Annotated in this window: 14 protein-coding genes; 11 read left to right on the forward strand and 3 right to left on the reverse strand. The window is 62.2% G+C overall.

What is annotated here, in order from left to right:
* Window positions 1-251 precede the first annotated feature (251 nt).
* Both JFN93_RS04805 and JFN93_RS04810 read left to right on the forward strand, forming a co-directional pair.
* Window positions 252-1130 (forward strand): ParB/RepB/Spo0J family partition protein, encoded by an 879-nt coding sequence (locus JFN93_RS04805; RefSeq protein ID WP_199382858.1) that lies wholly within the window; start codon window positions 252-254, stop codon window positions 1128-1130.
* Window positions 1131-1332: 202 nt separating this feature from the next.
* Entirely contained in the window at window positions 1333-5733 is a 4401-nt protein-coding gene (locus JFN93_RS04810) for an Lhr family helicase (RefSeq protein ID WP_199382859.1), read from the forward strand.
* Between the two features lie 85 nt (window positions 5734-5818).
* Here the strand turns inward: JFN93_RS04810 and JFN93_RS04815 are convergent, their stop codons facing one another.
* The gene (locus JFN93_RS04815) at window positions 5819-6364 is read right to left on the reverse strand and encodes a class I SAM-dependent methyltransferase (RefSeq protein WP_199382860.1); all 546 of its coding nucleotides are present in this window, start codon (window positions 6362-6364) and stop codon (window positions 5819-5821) included.
* A gap of 369 nt (window positions 6365-6733) precedes the next feature.
* On the opposite strand from JFN93_RS04815, the gene JFN93_RS04820 reads away from it, so the two are divergent.
* Window positions 6734-7576 carry a protoglobin domain-containing protein gene (locus JFN93_RS04820; protein WP_199382861.1) on the forward strand — a complete coding sequence of 281 codons (843 nt, stop codon included), beginning with the start codon at window positions 6734-6736 and terminating at the stop codon, window positions 7574-7576.
* Window positions 7577-7591: 15 nt separating this feature from the next.
* Here JFN93_RS04820 and JFN93_RS04825 read toward each other — a convergent pair whose 3' ends face one another.
* Complete coding sequence (locus JFN93_RS04825; RefSeq protein ID WP_199382862.1) at window positions 7592-8542, reverse strand: metal ABC transporter solute-binding protein, Zn/Mn family; 951 nt, start codon at window positions 8540-8542, stop codon at window positions 7592-7594.
* A gap of 292 nt (window positions 8543-8834) precedes the next feature.
* On the reverse strand, window positions 8835-9587 hold the full coding sequence (locus JFN93_RS04830) for a hypothetical protein (RefSeq protein ID WP_199382863.1): 753 nt from the start codon (window positions 9585-9587) through the stop codon (window positions 8835-8837).
* A 446-nt stretch (window positions 9588-10033) separates the two neighbouring features.
* Here JFN93_RS04830 and JFN93_RS04835 point away from each other — a divergent pair, with 446 nt between their 5' ends.
* The 8 genes from JFN93_RS04835 (at window position 10034) to JFN93_RS04870 (ending at window position 16324) form a co-directional block, all read left to right on the forward strand.
* The gene (locus JFN93_RS04835) at window positions 10034-10438 is read left to right on the forward strand and encodes a response regulator (protein WP_199382864.1); all 405 of its coding nucleotides are present in this window, start codon (window positions 10034-10036) and stop codon (window positions 10436-10438) included.
* A 44-nt stretch (window positions 10439-10482) separates the two neighbouring features.
* Window positions 10483-11202 (forward strand): PilZ domain-containing protein, encoded by a 720-nt coding sequence (locus JFN93_RS04840; protein ID WP_199382865.1) that lies wholly within the window; start codon window positions 10483-10485, stop codon window positions 11200-11202.
* A gap of 247 nt (window positions 11203-11449) precedes the next feature.
* A complete protein-coding gene (locus JFN93_RS04845) occupies window positions 11450-12295 on the forward strand; it encodes an SCO family protein (protein ID WP_199382866.1) in 846 nt (281 codons plus the stop codon).
* Between the two features lie 10 nt (window positions 12296-12305).
* The gene (gene coxB, locus JFN93_RS04850; RefSeq protein WP_199382867.1) at window positions 12306-13253 is read left to right on the forward strand and encodes a cytochrome c oxidase subunit II; all 948 of its coding nucleotides are present in this window, start codon (window positions 12306-12308) and stop codon (window positions 13251-13253) included.
* Between the two features lie 63 nt (window positions 13254-13316).
* Window positions 13317-14951 carry a cytochrome c oxidase subunit I gene (gene ctaD, locus JFN93_RS04855; RefSeq protein WP_199382868.1) on the forward strand — a complete coding sequence of 545 codons (1635 nt, stop codon included), beginning with the start codon at window positions 13317-13319 and terminating at the stop codon, window positions 14949-14951.
* Window positions 14941-15525: a cytochrome c oxidase subunit 3 family protein gene (locus tag JFN93_RS04860; RefSeq protein ID WP_199382869.1), complete on the forward strand. Its 585-nt coding sequence runs from the start codon at window positions 14941-14943 to the stop codon at window positions 15523-15525. Before ctaD ends, JFN93_RS04860 begins: the two co-directional genes overlap by 11 nt.
* Before the next feature lie 7 nt (window positions 15526-15532).
* Entirely contained in the window at window positions 15533-15796 is a 264-nt protein-coding gene (locus tag JFN93_RS04865; RefSeq protein ID WP_199382870.1) for a cytochrome C oxidase subunit IV family protein, read from the forward strand.
* 87 nt (window positions 15797-15883) lie between these two features.
* Window positions 15884-16324 (forward strand): DoxX family protein, encoded by a 441-nt coding sequence (locus JFN93_RS04870; RefSeq protein WP_199382871.1) that lies wholly within the window; start codon window positions 15884-15886, stop codon window positions 16322-16324.
* Window positions 16325-16347: the final 23 nt, after the last annotated feature.

Below are 16347 nucleotides of genomic sequence, written 5' to 3' on the forward strand. Positions count from 1 at the left end.
TGATTGTACCCCAAACACCAAAGTTTCACTCCAGGAAAAGCCCAGCAGTGTTGACTTGACCGGTCATTCTGGCATAATACCGGCCCTTATCGCGGGACGATCCGGCGGGGAAGATCAGTAGCGACAGTCAATACGAGTCAGAGACCAGATTGCAGCAGGATCCGACCGCCTTACTGATCACGGTTCACTGGCTCGTATGACTGAGTAGTTCACCGTAGTACTGATACAACGCCGGAACCAGGAGGAAATGCATGGCAGAAAACGACGCAGGGACCGATTTCGAACAGCTTTCGATGTTCGGGATGGACATCCTGCCTCAACCGGAGCCGAAGGTCCAGCCAAAACCGGCAAAGCCGCCCAAAGAAGCCAAGTCGGCCCGCAGTTCCAAGGTCACCGAGCTCTACGACGTCGATACCCTCCGCATATCGCAATCCCAGCCACGGGTCTATATCGCTGAAGCGGAACTCGAAGAACTCACCGCATCCATCCAAAAACATGGGGTTTTGCAGCCGGTCCTGGTCCAGGCCGAGGATACGGGAGATCATGTCCTGATCGCCGGGCAGCGCCGTCTCCTTGCGGCCCGAAAGGCCGGCCTGAAGAAGATTCCCGGGGTGCTGACCGGCGGGGACCCGTTCGAGATCGCCCTGATCGAGAACCTGCAGCGCAGCGATCTCACCTGCATGGAAGAGGCCGAAGCGATGCACCGCCTCAAGGAGCGCAACGGCTATTCTCTGGACGAGTTGCGCGCGATCGTGGGAAAATCGAAGACCACGGTGAGCGAGACCCTGTCCCTGGTGCGCCTCCCCGCTCAGATCCGCGAGGAGTGCCTGCACAACCCGGAGATCGCCAAGAGCATCCTGGTGGAGATCGCCCGCAAGCCTTCGGAAGCGGAGATGATCCAGGCTTACGAGCGCTACCAGCGGGAAAAGCTCCCCCGCCACCTTTTGAGAAACGGCGCTGAAGCGGAAAAGGCGCGGAAAAAGGTGGGCGTCGGGTTCGTGAAATCGGTGGCACAGAAGATCGAGCACATCGACGTGGAGTCGCTCAAGAAAAAGCAGCGCGAGCAGATGAAGAGCCGTCTCGAAGAGCTCCACGGCAAGATCGGCGCGCTGATCGTAAGACTCGGCTGATCGCAGGTTCGGCATGCCGAACGGCCGGCCGAAACCATCCCGCATCACTATCAGCCGAACGTCCCTCCGTCTTCAAAGGGGGAGGACCGGAGGGGGATAGGGACCTGTGCCGTTGCAGAGTTACCCCATCCTCACCCCGCCCGCCGCAAGCTCGCGCGCACCCGCGCGACCCTTGGAGGAGAGGGAGGCAATAGGGGATTCCATGGCGATGCACCTTTTCAGCCCGGCGACCGGCCGCTGGTTCGAGGACGCCTTCGGCACCCCAACGGAGATCCAGCGCCGCGGCTGGGATGCGATCGCCGCCGGACACCACGCCCTCCTCATCGCGCCCACCGGCAGCGGCAAAACCCTCGCCGCCTTCCTCTGGGGCATCGACCACCTCTCCCAACTCCCTCCCGGGACCGTCCCCGGGGTCCGGCTCCTTTACGTATCTCCCCTCAAATCGCTCATCTACGACGTCGAACGAAACCTCCGCGCGCCCTTGGCCGGCGTCACCGCTACCGCCGCGGCCATGGAAGCCCCCTGGCGCGATCTCAGGGTGGACGTCCGGACCGGCGACACCCCGGCCCGGGACCGGCGCCTCCAGGCCCGCCGCCCCGCCGACCTCCTGGTCACCACCCCGGAATCCCTCTTTCTCCTGCTGGGCTCCGCCGCACGGGAAACCCTCGCCTCCGTCGAGACCGTCATCATCGACGAGATCCACGCCCTTGCCCCGACCAAGCGCGGCACCCATCTCGCCCTCAGTCTGGAGCGTCTTGCCGAGCTGACCGGACGCGATCCGCAACGGGTCGGCCTCTCCGCCACGGTCCGTCCCGCCGCCGAGGTGGCGCGTTTTCTGGGAGGGGAGCGGGAAGTGGACATCGTCGACGCCTCGGTGCCGCCGCTGCTCGATCTCGAAGTTACCGTCCCGATCCCGGACATGGAGTTCCCGCCGGTAGTCCTTCCTTCCCGGCATCCGGAGGACGCGGAAGAGGGGCCGCTGCGCCCGACCGAGCGCGGCATCTGGCCCACCCTCTATCCCGTTCTTTTGGATGAGATCCGCAACCACCGCTCCACCATCCTCTTCGTGAACAGCCGGGGGCTGTGCGAACGGCTGGCCCGGCGGATGAACGAGCTTGCCGGGGAGGAACTGGTCCTGGCCCACCACGGCTCGGTCGCCCGCGAAAAAAGGCTCGCCATCGAGCAGAGCCTCAAGGAAGGAACCCTGAAGGGGATCGTCGCCACGAGTTCCCTGGAACTCGGGATCGACATGGGGGCGGTGGACCTGGTGCTGCTCGTTGAATCGCCGGGGTCGGTCGCCCGCGGGCTGCAGCGGGTCGGCCGATCCGGGCATCAGGTCGGGGCGGTGAGCGTAGGGAGGATCTATCCGAAATTCCGGGGCGATCTCGTGGAATGTGCGGTCGTTGCCGCCAGCATGCTGAAGGGGGAGATCGAGCCGCTCAAGGTGCCCCATCTGCCGCTCGACGTGCTGGCGCAGCAGATTGCCGCCATCTGCGCCGACCGTCCGCGCACGGTCGAAGAGGTCGCCGCCCTGGTGCGCCGCGCCTACCCGTACCGGGATCTCTCCCGCGAAGCCCTCACCGCGGTCCTGGACATGCTGTCCGGGCGCTATCCCTCCACCGATTTTGCCGATCTCCATCCCCTCATCTCCTGGGACCGCGCCGAGGACCTCCTCACCGCGCGCCGCGGTACCGGGATGCTGGTCCTCATGAACGGCGGCACCATTCCGGACCGCGGCAGCTACGGCGTCTTTCTGGGGCCCGAGGGGCCGCGGATCGGGGAGCTGGACGAGGAGATGGTATACGAGAGCCGGGCCGGGGAGAACATCCTGCTCGGGGCGAGCACCTGGCATATCGAGGAGATCACGCGGGATCGGGTCATCGTTTCGCCGGCCGCCCCCGGCGAACCCGGAAAACTCCCGTTCTGGCACGGTGACGGACCGGGGCGCCCGATCGAATTGGGGCGCGCGCTGGGCGCCTTCCTTCGGGATTTGGGGAGCCAGCCCGAGGACGAGGCGGTGGCCTGGCTGCGCGAGCATTATCCCCTCTCCCACCTGGCCGCCCAGAACATTGCCGCCTACGTCTTCGACCAAAGACGTGCCACCGGCACCCTTCCCACCGACCGTTCCATCACCATAGAACGCTTCCGGGATGAGCTGGGGGATTGGCGGGTGGCGGTCCTCTCCCCGTTCGGAGCCCGCATCCACGCACCGTGGGCGATGGCGATCCAGCACCAGTTGGCGGTTCGAAGCGGCTTTGAAATGGAGGTCATGTACACCGACGACGGCATGGTGCTCCGCTTCGCCGACGTGGAAGAAATCCCTCCGGCGGCGGCCCTGCTCCCCGATCCGGACGAGGTGGAACAGCTGGTGACCGAACAGCTTTTGGAGACGCCGCTTTTCGCGGGACTGTTCCGGGAAAATGCCGGGCGGGCCCTGCTCATCCCGCGCCGTCGGCCGGACCGGCGCACCCCGCTCTGGGCACAAAGGCTCAAGGCCCAGCACCTTTTGGCCGCCGTGAAGCGCTACCCCTCCTTCCCGGTGGTATTGGAAACCTTCCGCCAGGCGATGGCCGACGTCTTCGACCTCCCGGGGCTCAAGGTGCTTTTGCGCGGGATCCGGAGCCGGGAAATCACGGTGGTTGAATCCGAGGGTCCCATCCCCTCCCCCTTTGCCCGCTCCCTGGTCTTCGCCTACGTCGCCCGCTATCTCTACGAACAGGATGCCCCGCCGGCCGAGCGCAAGGCTCAGGCGCTCACCCTGGACCGGACCCTGTTGAAGGAGCTTCTGGGACAAGGCGAGCTGCGCGAACTGATCGACCCGCGGGCGCTGGCCGAGCTGGAAGAGGAACTGCAGCATCGGGCAGCCGGGCGGCAGGCGCGCGACGCGGACACCCTGCACGACCTGCTGCGTCGCCTCGGGGACCTGAGCCGGGTCGAACTGGCGCCGCGATGCGAAGCAGCTCCCGGGCCGTGGCTGGAGCGACTTCAGGCCGAACGCCGTGCCCTGTGGGTTTGCGTCGCCGGAGAAGAGCGCTGTATCGCCGCCGAGGACGCCGCGCTGTACCGGGACGGGCTGGGCATTGCGCTTCCCGCCGGCTTGCCGCCGGCCCTCCTTTCCCCCGTGGAACGACCGCTGGAAAACCTGCTGCAGCGCTACGCCCGAAGCCATGGACCGTTCCCGGTCCGGGACCCGGCGGCACGCTTCGGGATATCCCTTGAGGCGGCAACGGCGGTCCTGATTGAACTGGAGGCCGAAGGGAAGCTGACCCGGGGCGAGATCCGCCCCGACGGGTTCGGGACCGAGTGGTGCGACGTCGAGGTGCTGCGGAGCCTGAAACGGCGCACCCTGGAAAAACTTCGTCACGAGGCGGCGCCGGTGGCAGCTCCTGCCTTTGCCCGCTTTTTAGCGTCGTGGCAAGGGTTGACCGCGAAATCGGGAGTCGGGCTGGAGGACGCGATCGCCCACCTGGAAGGGGTGCCGCTGCCGTGGTCGATGCTGGAGTCGGTCCTGATCCCGGCACGGGTGCGCGGGGTACGCCGCGACGAGCTCGACCTTCTCGCGGCGACCGGAAGCATCGTCTGGGTCGGACGCGGCCCCTTGGGACACAACGACGGGCGGGTCGCCCTGTACCGCCGGGAAAACGCCGCCCTGATCCCGGCACCGGCCGTTATTTCTTCCGCCCCCTTGTCCCGGGCTATTGTTGACCATCTGGAGCAGCGAGGCGCTTCATTTTTGACCGAGCTGGAAAAGGGGGCGCGAACGGCGGTACCCAAGGCGACCCTGCCGGAGTTCACCGCGGCCCTTTGGGATCTGGTGTGGGCGGGAGCCATCACCAACGACACCTTTGCGCCGTTACGCTCGCTGGCCGGCGGGGACCGCCAGCCGCGGGGCCGGCACCTCCTCGCCGGCGGGCGCTGGTCGCTGGTGCGCCACCTGGCCCTCGAAACCAACCCGACCGAGCTGGCGCTGAAGACGGCGACCATGCTCCTGGAGCGGTACGGGATCGTCAGCCGGGAGGTTGCCCAGGCCGAGGAAATTCCCGGTGGCTTCGGACCGGTCTACCAGGCGCTGAAGGCTCTGGAGGATGCGGGGCGGGTACGGCGCGGCTATTTTGTGGAGGGGTTTTCCGGAGCCCAGTTCGCCCTCCCCGGAGCGGTGGATCGGCTCAGGGCGTCGCGCAACGCGGGACCCGAGGCGCCGTACCATGATGACGACTGCACCGTCCTGGCCACGGTGGACCCGGCCAATCCCTATGGGGCCATGCTCCCCTGGCCGCCGGTCGCCTCCGGCGAGGGGGGCCAACCGCGCCGGGTGCCGGACGCCTGGGTGGTCATCGTGGCGGGAGTGCCGGGGGTAGTGGTCGGCTCGGGGGGACGCAGCCTGATCTGCTTTGCCGACGCCGAAGGCGAGGAGGACTTCCTGCTGGCGGCTTTGGGAGGGCTCCATCGCATTCCCCGATCGGGACGACGGCACTTCCAGGTGATCGAGAAGGTGAATGGGGTGCCGGTGCACGACTCCCCTTACCTGCGGCTTCTTTTGCGCGCGGGGTTCGAGCGGGACTATCGCGGGGTCACCCCGGTGCAGGAAGCCGAGTACCGGTAGGAGAGTCGAGACCACCCCACAACAAGGAAGGGCTTCAGCATCTGCTGAAGCCCTTCCCCATGATGGCAATGAGACGGTGTGCGGCTCAGGCGTTTTGCAACTGGTAGAGCACCGCGACGGCGTGACGGCAGTAATAGTGACTGAAACGCCTGAAGCCATATGCGGCAACCAGGTCGTCCAGTTCCTGATGGGAATAGGTTTTGACGCAGCTGGAGCACTTGTGGGCGAAGGTGCAACGGGTGCCGCAGTCCGGTGACTGGATCCGGCAGCGGACCTCGATAAGGAGGTAGCCGCCGGGGCGAAGATTCAGCCTGACATTTCTCAGGTAACGGCTTTTTTCGCTCGGATCGGGGATGATATTGAAGACGTAGGTCGAGACCACGAGATCGACTGCGAGCCGGGTCCGTTCCAGTTGCTCGACGTCAAGGATGGCCGCCATCCGCTCGTGGCCGGCCATGCTCAAAATCCTTTCTACCTGCCCCGGGATGTCTGCGGCATAGACGGTGAATCCCTCCTTCGCCAGAAACCGGGCGTTTCTGAGGGTTCCGGCACCGTAATCGAGAACAGAGGCGATGTGTTTGACGTGGAAGAACCGGCAATATCTGGTGACACTGGACGCTGCAACCGCCATGACCGCACCCCCTGTACGCTTGCGCCGCCCCAAGGAAACGTTGATTACGGGGCCGTGTCGCTGCCACTCATTATATCATTCCCATCCAACACCCTACTTCGTTGCCATCGGCCACTACAACGAAAGCGTCAGGACAGGACTTCGGTCCGGCAAAGCGAAAAGACGCATTCCCCTTTTATGAGCAACTTTTTAAGAAGTCGGCAGTACCCCTGATATTTCCCTTCTTGTGCTTTGAATCTTTGCACCCTGCTGTGCTACCCTGTTCCTGACGTCGTTTCGTGGCCCGGCCTACTCCGGCTCACTTAAACCGAAAATATAGGGAATCACAGGATCTGTGAAGTCATAACCGGAAGAGCCCGTGAGGCATACATGGATACTATCAAGCTGCAAAACGTCATGGAAAAGGAGATGAGTGAGCGGGAAATCTCACGGAGAAACCAGCTGCTGAGGTTGGATCGGCAGGAACTGAATCTGTTGAAAAGCTGCAGAGGGTTTATTGAGGCGGACGTCGATGCCATCGTCGACGAATTCTATGACATCCAGATCAGCTTTCCCGAAATCGCCGATAAAATAGGCGAGCCGGAAACCTTCCGGCGGCTCCATCTGGCACAGCGTCAATACATCCTGGATCTTTTTGCGGGAGAAACCACGGTCGATTACGTGAACAACCGGCTCCAGATCGGCCTGGTCCATCACAGGATCGGGGTTGAGCCTAAGCTCTACCTTGCCGCGATGAAGCTCCTCAAGGACCTCATCGTGAAGTCCTTGCAACGCCACCTGGGGCACCCCGCCCCGTTCGAGGCCGTTTGCACGGCCCTGGACAAGCTGCTGCATTTCGACCTGGCGCTGGTGTTCGACACCTACATCGGGGGGCTGGTTGCCGAGGTGGAAAGTGCCAAGGACCGGGTGGAGGCTTACGCCAGGACCCTTGAACAGCAGGTGGAGGCACGCACCCGCGAGCTGCACGAAAAGGTAGCCCAGTTGGAAGCCGCGATGGCGACGGTGAAGAAACTGGAGGGGGTGATCCCGATCTGCGCCAGCTGCAAAAAGATCCGCAACGACGAGCAGAGTTGGCAACAGATGGAGCAGTACATATCGGAGCACTCCGAAGCCATGTTCAGCCACGGCCTCTGCCCGGACTGTTACGAAAAAGAGATGAGTGCCATCCGGAACATGAAGAGCCCCGGGCCCGGGGCCGCGTCGGGAAAGTAGGCAACTACTCCCGACTTACTGTTTCCGGCACTCCAGACCGGTCTCGAGATTCTGCAGGTTCTTTTCCATCAGGGAGAGAAACGTGACGCCGCGGGCGAAATCGTCCTTGCCGATATTGTGGGCGCCGTGCAGCAGCAGCACCTTGGCCCCGGTCTCCCGGGCGATCAGCTCGGAAACCCGCGGCGAGAGGAGCTCTTCGGTAAAGACATAATGCAGCCCCTGCGCTCTCATCTTCTGCACCAGCCCCGCTATCTTCGCCGGGGTAGGCTCGGCATCGGCGTTTACCGCGGAAGCGGCTTCGTACTTCAGGTGATACCTTCTGGCGAGGTAACCGAAGGCGTAATGCCCTCCGTGCAGCAGGGTCCGCTTGGCGCATCCGGTGAGACCTTGCCGGTACCGGGCATCGAGATCCTGGAGCTTCTCCTTGTAGCTTTTGGCGTTAGCCAGGTAGTATTCCTTCCCCGCCGGATCCTGGCGCGCCATGCCGGCGGCAATGTTGTCCACCATGATCTGGGCATTGGCAAAATCAAGCCAGACATGCGGGTCCATCCCGCCGTGGTGATGATGCCCCTCCCCCTCCGGCTCCGCCCCTTCCTCTTCGGAAGACTTGATCATCGGCACCCCCTGGCTCGCGTCGACCACGGTGACCGCTCCCGAGCCGATACCCTTGACGAATCCCGGGGCCCAGGGCTCCATCTGGTCGCTGGTGTAAACGAAAAGGTCGGCCCCGGCAACCTTCACCGCATCGCCCGGCTTGGGCTCGAAGCTGTGCGGCTCCACCCCCGGCGGAACGAGCAGGTTCACCTGGGCGCGCTCCCCCCCCACGTTCCTGGCGAAGTCGTAGAGAGGGAAGAGGGTCGTCACCACGGCCAGCTTCCCCGGCTTTTTGGGTGCGACCTCCCGGCTGCAGGAGACACAGGCAATAACGGCGGCCAAGAGCAAACACAGGAAAAAGGAACGTTTCACGACACTCTCCTTTGGACAGATGAAAAAGCGGAAGGCGGAAGGTACACCGACGCCGCGGAAGTAGCTCCAAATAGAAACGAATTCTATTTATTTGTCAAGAGGCAGGGGATCTTTTTTACCGAGGGGAGACAACCGGGGGACGCGGCGGCAGGAAACCGGACCAGGCAGGAAACAGCTGCCAAGCGGGCATCGGCCGGAGGGTTCTTGGTGCAGGAGGTCAACAGGGGCATGCCTTCGCTGGCAGGCGAAGGCATGTTGCTTGAGGGCGGGAGGATGCCGAAGGCACGGGAGGTCAGGCCGGTTTCTTCGCCCGGTGCCGGCTGGAACTGCGCTCCCTGGAGAAGGGGCGCCCCTGCTTCTGGGGCGCTTTGGCCGGCTGCACCTTCTGCTGGTCGGGGCGGTTCGGCGACTTCAACCGGGCGATCAGGTCCTTCGCCCAGTCGAGGTCACCAAAGCAGCACTGGTCGGCGACGTACTTGAGGTCCTCGGGCATGACCTTGGTGTTCTTGAACCGGAACAGGTTTTCGATCAGGTCCACGTACCAGTAGTATTCCCGGATGATCTTGCGGCCGTCGATCTCGTCGTAGCTGTAAGTCGAGCAGGGGATGACGCTTTTCAGCCATTCCGGAGTCACCCTCAGCCGCGACGCCGCGCCGGCAATATCATAGGCATCCGGCTCCCCTTCCCTTTTGATAATGTTCCGCGGTGCTCCCCCCTTCCCGGGGCGGCTGGCATCGAACAGGCGGGCGAGCCTCTGGGCGAGCGTTTCGAGAGTGGATTCGTCGAGGGTGCTCAGCGGGCAGTCGGCGCTGCGGGGCTGTCCCTGCTGGGAGAGGCAAAAGGAAAGGCCGTTCCCGTCCTGGTCCAGACGCAACTGGACCTCCAACTCGGCCGGGTTCCCGTCGTTTTCCAAACCATCCTCGGGCCGACCCGGCACGCAGCCGATCAGGTTCTCCCGAAGCTCTCCCTCCCCAATGCGGAGACTGACCGGCCCGTTGGCTTTCTTTACTAACTCTTCAATTGCTTGAAGGTGGTTTTGCGTCATGACTTCTTCCTATTGCTCCGAAAGGTTTCGGATTACATGATTTTGGCCCGCAGGCATCTGTATCTGTTGCAGATGGCGGAATAATTATGAAGCAGAGTTCCCCTGGGAAAGGCACAACCCGCGCCGCAGGGATGGATAATGGCCATTGCCCACGGTACCGTTAAAGCCATCAAATCTACGAGAGATGCACTTCAAAGCGGTCCGCCGGCGCTGTGCCAGCGCAAAACTAAAGCAGTATAGCAAATAAATATCGCCAAGGAAACAGAGATACTCGTGCTCCAAGTACATTTCCTTGTTGGATTGAAATACCCAATAGTGCTATAAGGAGAGAAGTCCGATGGCGGCATCGCTGTCAAGTAAATTCGCAATGTCGCAGTTTTGTACTGCCGGGTCTCTTGAAGATCGAACAACGGTGACTGCCCCGACTATTATCGGTGGAGGGAATTATGAGATGCCTCGTCGTTGACGACAACGATTTTGTTAGAGCTCAGACCGAGTTCTTCCTGATGGGCGTTGCTGAAATACAATCCGCTGCAAACGGAAAAGAAGCAGTGGAGATGTTCCAGCGCGCGCTGGCGCAAGGGACCCCTTTCGATTTGGTGCTCCTCGACGTCATGATGCCGGAACTCGACGGGCAGCAGGCGTTGAAACTGATGCGCGAAGCGGAAAAAACGCTCGATGCGGCAACCGGGAAAAAAGCTGTCATTATTATGACCACGGCGCTCAGCTCGGTCGATGAGATGCAGGAGGCGATCATCGAAGGAGATTGCTCCGATTACCTGGTAAAGCCGATTGGGAAGGACGATCTTTTGGCGGTTTTACGGCGGCACGAGGTCATTCCCGCAGCATAAAGTCTCCGGAAGGACCGGGCAGCGCGGCCCGGGAGGGCATGGACATGGATTTTTCTCATTTCTACCGTAACACCCCCCAAAAAAGCCTCCATGAGGACCTCACCAGCATCGTCTCCGGCTTCAGCGACCTGCTGAAAAACGGAAGTTCCGCGCGCTGCAAACTGGTGAACTACTACAAGGGGCTCCCGGTTGCCTATCCGGCAACGCCGGTGGAGATTCATCAGGGAACCCTGGAACTGGACGTCAACCAGCAACAGGCGGCTGCCCTGGAAGGGAGCCGCTATGTGTTCATCAAGTGCGACTATTTCGAGAGCGCGATCCTCGGGGAGGTCCGCGACGTCAACGTCCCCAAGGCAACCGTTTCCCTGCACAATTTCAGCTTCGTGGAGATACTTGCGGAGCGCCGCACCTCGATTCGTCTTGAGGTGGTGCCGCAGACCGACGCCGAGATGCGCAGCGGGTCGCTCATCATCCCTGCCAAACTGCGCGACGTTTCCCTGGGGGGCTTCTCCCTGATTCCCGCCGAGCCGTGCGACCTGGAACCAGGCAGCGAGGTCGAATTGACCGTTCTCATCCCCAACCTCCTCCAGGGGCGCGAGGACCGGCTCAATACCACGGCTACCCTGGTGGAAACCATTACCCGGGACTCCTATTCCGTTTGCCGCTTTTCGTTCGATCCTGACCAGCAGAGCGAGAACCTGATCTCCCGGTTCATCTTCCAGCGGCAGGTTGAGATCATCAAGGAACTCAAGGAACGCAGCTGACCCGGTCCATCCATCTCCCCGCCGAACCGCCCCCTAACCCCATCCAGAAATCGAGCCCACCGTTTTGAACCATCCGTAACACCAGTTTCGCCCCTCCGCCGCGTCATCAGCTACCTGCCGCCTTCTAATACCATTTCTTGCTTTTGCCAAAGACACTATTAAAATGCTCTAAGTTTTTTTCGGCCCGGTATCTGCGCCCTGCGGCCATGCGCCAAACCAAGGGATTGAGCGGAAGTGAGGGCAGGTCATGACGACTTGGAAAGCGGCGTTGATATCAGCGGCGCTTATTTCAGTTTTTGCCCCCCTTGAGGCGGCCGGGCACGATCCGCAAGACACGGTCCTTGAGCAGGTCGGAGTGGACGAACGCGCGGGGCAGGCGCTCCCCCTGGATCTGGTTTTCCTCGACGCCCAGGGAAAGCGGTTCGAACTGCGGCAGCTCTTTTCCGGAAAACCGGTGTTATTGACGCTCAACTACTATTCCTGCCCCACTCTCTGTCCGCAGGTCCTGGCGAACCTGGTCCGGTCCCTCAAAAAGATGGAGGGGCTTTCGGCGGGAAGGGATTTCCGGGTCGTGACCGTCAGCATCGATCCGGCGGAAAGGCAGGCGCTGGCCGCGGAGAAGGCCGCCGCTACCTACTCGATGTACGAAACGATGCCGGCGCCGTACCGGAACTGGCCCTTTCTCTACGGCACCGCTGCCGCGGTCGAGGCCATTACAAGCGCTACGGGGGTCCGGAGCGTGCGACTTGCCGACGGGGAGTTCGCCCACCCCAACGTGATGGTGGTGGTCACCCCCGAGGGACGGATCTCCCGCTACCTCTACGGAATCGACCCGGCACCGAGGGATTTGAAGCTGGCCCTGATCGAGGCGGCGGAAGGGAAGATCGGCACCTCCCCCTTGATCAACCGGGCTCTTCTCTACTGTTTCTACTACGATCCGGTGGGGAAGAAGTATGTCCTGATCGCCTCGCGAATCATGACCGCCGCCATGATCCTGGTGCTCCTCCTGACGACGGCGCTGCTGTCGTTTCTTTGGCGCCGGGAGCCGTCCGGGGGCGGGAAAGGGAAGCGGAAAGCCCCCCCCGGGAATTGAGGAACCTTCCATGCCCGACGTTTACCCGCTCACATCCGGCGACGCTACCCTCATCGCCCACAGCGTGGATGGAGTCTTCATCTTCATCCTCGCCATAGCGTCCTTCTTCTTTCTCCTGACCCAGGGGTTCCTGATCTACTTCGCCCTGAAGTACCGCAGGAGAAAAGGGATCGAGCAACCGACCCCCTACATCACCGGGAACACCGTCCTGGAGATCGTCTGGGTCATCATCCCGTCCCTGCTCCTCGTCGCCATCTTCGGGTACGGTATGGTGGTGTTTCTCCGGATGCGGACCCCGATCCCCGGGGCGATGGAAGTGCAGGTAACCGCCTCGCAGTTTCAATGGAGCTTCAAATATCCGGACGGCAGGACCGCTCTGAACGAGTTGAGACTTCCGGTCGGCAAACCGGTGAAGCTGATCATGACCTCCAAGGACGTGATTCACGGTTTCTTCGTGCCGGCTTACCGCCAGAAGCAGGACGTCCTCCCGGGACGCTACACCTACCTTTGGTTCCTCCCCCGGCAAGCCGGCAGTTTCGACCTTTACTGCTCGCAGTACTGCGGCACGGGGCACTCCATCATGCGGGGAAAGATCCTGGTGATGCCGGTGGCGGACTACCAGGCCTGGGAGGAGCGGGAGGAGCAAAAACAGAAAGGCGCAGCCGCATCGCCGGTGGAAAAGGGGGAAAAGCTCTTCCAGGATTCCGGCTGCCTCGGCTGCCACAGCATCGACGGCACTCCCAAGGTGGGACCGACGCTGAAGGGGATCTTCGGAAGCACGGTCGTGCTCGACAACGGCAAGACGCTGACCGCCGATGAAGAGTACCTGAGGGAGTCGATCGTCGACCCAAATGCCAAGATCGTGAAGGGGTACCAGCCGGTGATGCCGACTTTCAAGGCGACGCTTAAAGATGACGATGTCGCCGCCATCATCGCCTACCTCAAGACGCTCAAGTGATGGCGCGGCAAAAGAAGGGGAGCTTGCGACGACCGGACCGGAAACGGTAGTTCGGGGGTGATCATGGACCACGCACCAGAGGCGACCGCAGGACACCACGGAAGCTACCTCGCGGAGAAGACCCTCCGTTCCTGGGCGCTCACCCTGGACCACAAGCGGATCGGCGTCCTCTACATCTGCACCACGCTCTTCTTCTTCCTGGTCGGAGGGGTGGTCGCGCTCCTGTTGCGGCTCAAGCTGCTCACCCCGGGCCCGGCGCTGTTCAGCGATCATACCTACAACGTTCTTTTCACCATCCACGGCGCCATCATGATCTTCCTCTTCGTCATCCCGGCCATCCCGTCTTCGCTGGGGAATTTCTTCATCCCGCTCATGATCGGCGCCCGGGACGTCGTTTTCCCCAGGCTCAACCTCTTCAGCTACTGGTGCTTCGTCGCCGGCATCGTCGTTATCCTGGGATCGCTGGTAAGCCCGATGGATACCGGCTGGACCTTCTACACCCCCTACTCCGAGCAGACCAGCGCCGCGGTCACCGTGCTGAGCGGCGGGCTCTTCCTGGTCGGACTCTCCTCGATCCTTACCGGTCTCAACTTCATCGTCACGATCCATACCATGCGCGCCCCCGGCATGACCTGGTACCGGATGCCGCTCTTCATCTGGGCGATGTACGCGACCAGCGTGATCCAGGTGCTCGCCACCCCGGTCATCGGCATCACCTTTATCCTTTTGGCGGCGGAGCGGGTCCTGGGCATCGGCTTCTTCGATCCGGCCAAAGGGGGTGATCCGCTGCTGTTCCAGCACTTCTTCTGGTTCTACTCCCATCCGGTCGTCTACGTGATGATTCTGCCGGCGATGGGAATCATTTCCGAGGTGGTTCCGGTATTTTCCCGAAAACCGATCTTCGGCTACCGGGCCATCGCCTATTCCGCGCTGGCCATTGCCTTCATCGGTTTCCTGGTCTGGGGACACCACATGTTCGTCAGCGGCATGGGTACCCTCGCGGGGATCGTGTTTTCGTTTCTGACCTTTTTCGTCGCGGTGCCGACCGGGGTCAAGATCTTCAACTGGATCGCCACCCTTTACCGCGGATCGATCTCGCTCGATTCACCGATGCTCTACGCGCTCACCTTCATCTTTCTCTTCATCATCGGCGGGCTCACCGGGCTCTTTCTCGGCTCACTGGCGACCGATGTCCACGTCCACGACACCTACTTCCTGGTCGCCCATTTTCACTACACGATGATGGGGGGGACGGTGATGGGGCTCTTCGCCGGGCTTCACTACTGGTTTCCGAAGGTTACCGGCCGGATGCTGAACGAGAAGCTCGCGAAATACGCGTGGGGGCTCATCCTGGTCGGGTTCAACCTCACCTTCTTCCCCATGTTCATCCTCGGGATGCAGGGAATGCCGCGGCGCTACGCGGAGTACCCCGCCAAGTACCAGGGGCTCAACATCGTCGCCACCGTCGGCTCCTGGGTGCTGGCCCTCGGCGTGTTCCTCATGTTCCTGAATTTCATCCGCTCGCTGCGCAGGGGGGGCCTGGCGCCGGATAACCCGTGGCGCGGGCTCACCCTGGAATGGAGCACCAGCTCGCCCCCGCCGGAAGAAAACTTCGCCGAGATCCCGACCGTTTCCGAGTGGCCCTACAACTACGGCGAAAAGCCGGAGCGCAGAACGGAGGGTAAACGTGAGCGCTGATGCGGGAAATAAACATGCCGGCGCGCCGGTCAGCGCCCGGCTGGGGATCTGGGCCTTCCTGGCGACCGAGCTGCTTCTTTTCGGCGGGCTCTTCACTGCCTACACCGTCTTCCGGATCAGCTATCCGGACCTGTTCCACCTCCAACACCTGAAGCTGAACCGGATCCTCGGCGCATCCAACACCGTCATCCTGCTCACCAGCAGTCTCAGCATGGCGCTCGCCATCGCCGCGATCCGCCAGGGGCAGCGGAAACTGATGGAGATCGGGGTCGCGACCACCCTTTTCTGCGGGGCCTGCTTTCTCGGAATCAAGTACCTCGAGTGGAGCGAGGATTTTGCCCGGGGGCTCTTTCCCCGGAGCAACCTGTTTTTCGGGCTGTACTTCGTCATGACCGGACTGCACGGGCTGCACGTCATTCTCGGCATGGCCGTGATGGTCTGGCTCCTCATCAAGGGGCGCCAGGGAGTCTTTTCCGGCGACTACAACACGCCGGTAGAGATCACCGGCCTGTATTGGCATTTCGTGGACATCATCTGGATCTACCTGTTCCCCCTCTTTTACCTGGTCGGCTGAGGTGGCTATGGCGGCATATCGAAACTACCTGCTGGTATGGCTGGCGCTGCTGGTGCTCACCGGGGCGACCGTTGCCATTTCCTATTTCGAACTGGGGCTGTGGAATGCCGGGGCGGCCCTGTTCATCGCCTCGGTAAAGGGCACCCTCGTCGCACTCTATTTCATGCACCTGCGCTACGAGGTGAAACTCGTGCTCGGGTTCGCCGTTTTCCCGTTGTTCATCCTCGCACTCCTCATCGTGGGAACGCTGATGGATAACCTGTTCCGCTGAGGCACCAATGCCGCAGTTACGCCCCATTGACGAAGGACACTTGCCACGCGCGGGTTAGAAACCTGCCGCGAGCCACAAGGGGGAATTATGAAAAGATTCTTCATGACCGACGACCGGGGATCACTGCTGCTCCTGAGGGTCATCCTGGGGGTGGTCTTTTTTCCCCATGGGGCCCAGAAGGTTCTCGGGTGGTACGGCGGCCCGGGGTTCACGGCGGCCCTGAACATGTTCACCAACAACATGCACATCCCGACCCTCCTGGCGATCCTGGTCATCCTGGCCGAGTCGCTCGGCGCCTTGGGGCTCATCTTGGGCTTTTGCTGCCGCTTGTGTGCCTTCGGCATCCTCTGCGACATGGTCGGCGCCATCATCCTGGTGCACTGGCGCAACGGTTTCTTCATGAACTGGATGGGAACCCAGGCCGGGGAAGGGTTTGAATACCACCTGCTCGCGATCGCCATCAGCCTGGTGCTGGTGACGGGGGCGCGGGGCCGTGGTCTGCGGATCGGGCGATCGCCCGCCGGTTGAAATGACTACGGTCCGGGGAATCC

The organism is Geomesophilobacter sediminis (assembly GCF_016458275.1).
GTDB classification, from domain to species: domain Bacteria; phylum Desulfobacterota; class Desulfuromonadia; order Geobacterales; family Geobacteraceae; genus Geomesophilobacter; species Geomesophilobacter sediminis.

What these genes read in the sequence shown, in the direction of transcription:
- ctaD (WP_199382868.1), top strand. Translation starts at nt 13,317, where the DNA reads ATGGACCACGCACCAGAGGCGACCGCAGGACACCACGGAAGCTACCTC.
- JFN93_RS04815 (WP_199382860.1), bottom strand. Translation starts at nt 6,364, where the DNA reads ATGGCGGTTGCAGCGTCCAGTGTCACCAGATATTGCCGGTTCTTCCAC.
- JFN93_RS04805 (WP_199382858.1), top strand. Translation starts at nt 252, where the DNA reads ATGGCAGAAAACGACGCAGGGACCGATTTCGAACAGCTTTCGATGTTC.
- coxB (WP_199382867.1), top strand. Translation starts at nt 12,306, where the DNA reads ATGCCCGACGTTTACCCGCTCACATCCGGCGACGCTACCCTCATCGCC.
- JFN93_RS04810 (WP_199382859.1), top strand. Translation starts at nt 1,333, where the DNA reads ATGGCGATGCACCTTTTCAGCCCGGCGACCGGCCGCTGGTTCGAGGAC.
- JFN93_RS04820 (WP_199382861.1), top strand. Translation starts at nt 6,734, where the DNA reads ATGGATACTATCAAGCTGCAAAACGTCATGGAAAAGGAGATGAGTGAG.
- JFN93_RS04870 (WP_199382871.1), top strand. Translation starts at nt 15,884, where the DNA reads ATGAAAAGATTCTTCATGACCGACGACCGGGGATCACTGCTGCTCCTG.
- JFN93_RS04835 (WP_199382864.1), top strand. Translation starts at nt 10,034, where the DNA reads ATGAGATGCCTCGTCGTTGACGACAACGATTTTGTTAGAGCTCAGACC.
- JFN93_RS04840 (WP_199382865.1), top strand. Translation starts at nt 10,483, where the DNA reads ATGGATTTTTCTCATTTCTACCGTAACACCCCCCAAAAAAGCCTCCAT.
- JFN93_RS04845 (WP_199382866.1), top strand. Translation starts at nt 11,450, where the DNA reads ATGACGACTTGGAAAGCGGCGTTGATATCAGCGGCGCTTATTTCAGTT.
- JFN93_RS04830 (WP_199382863.1), bottom strand. Translation starts at nt 9,587, where the DNA reads ATGACGCAAAACCACCTTCAAGCAATTGAAGAGTTAGTAAAGAAAGCC.
- JFN93_RS04865 (WP_199382870.1), top strand. Translation starts at nt 15,533, where the DNA reads ATGGCGGCATATCGAAACTACCTGCTGGTATGGCTGGCGCTGCTGGTG.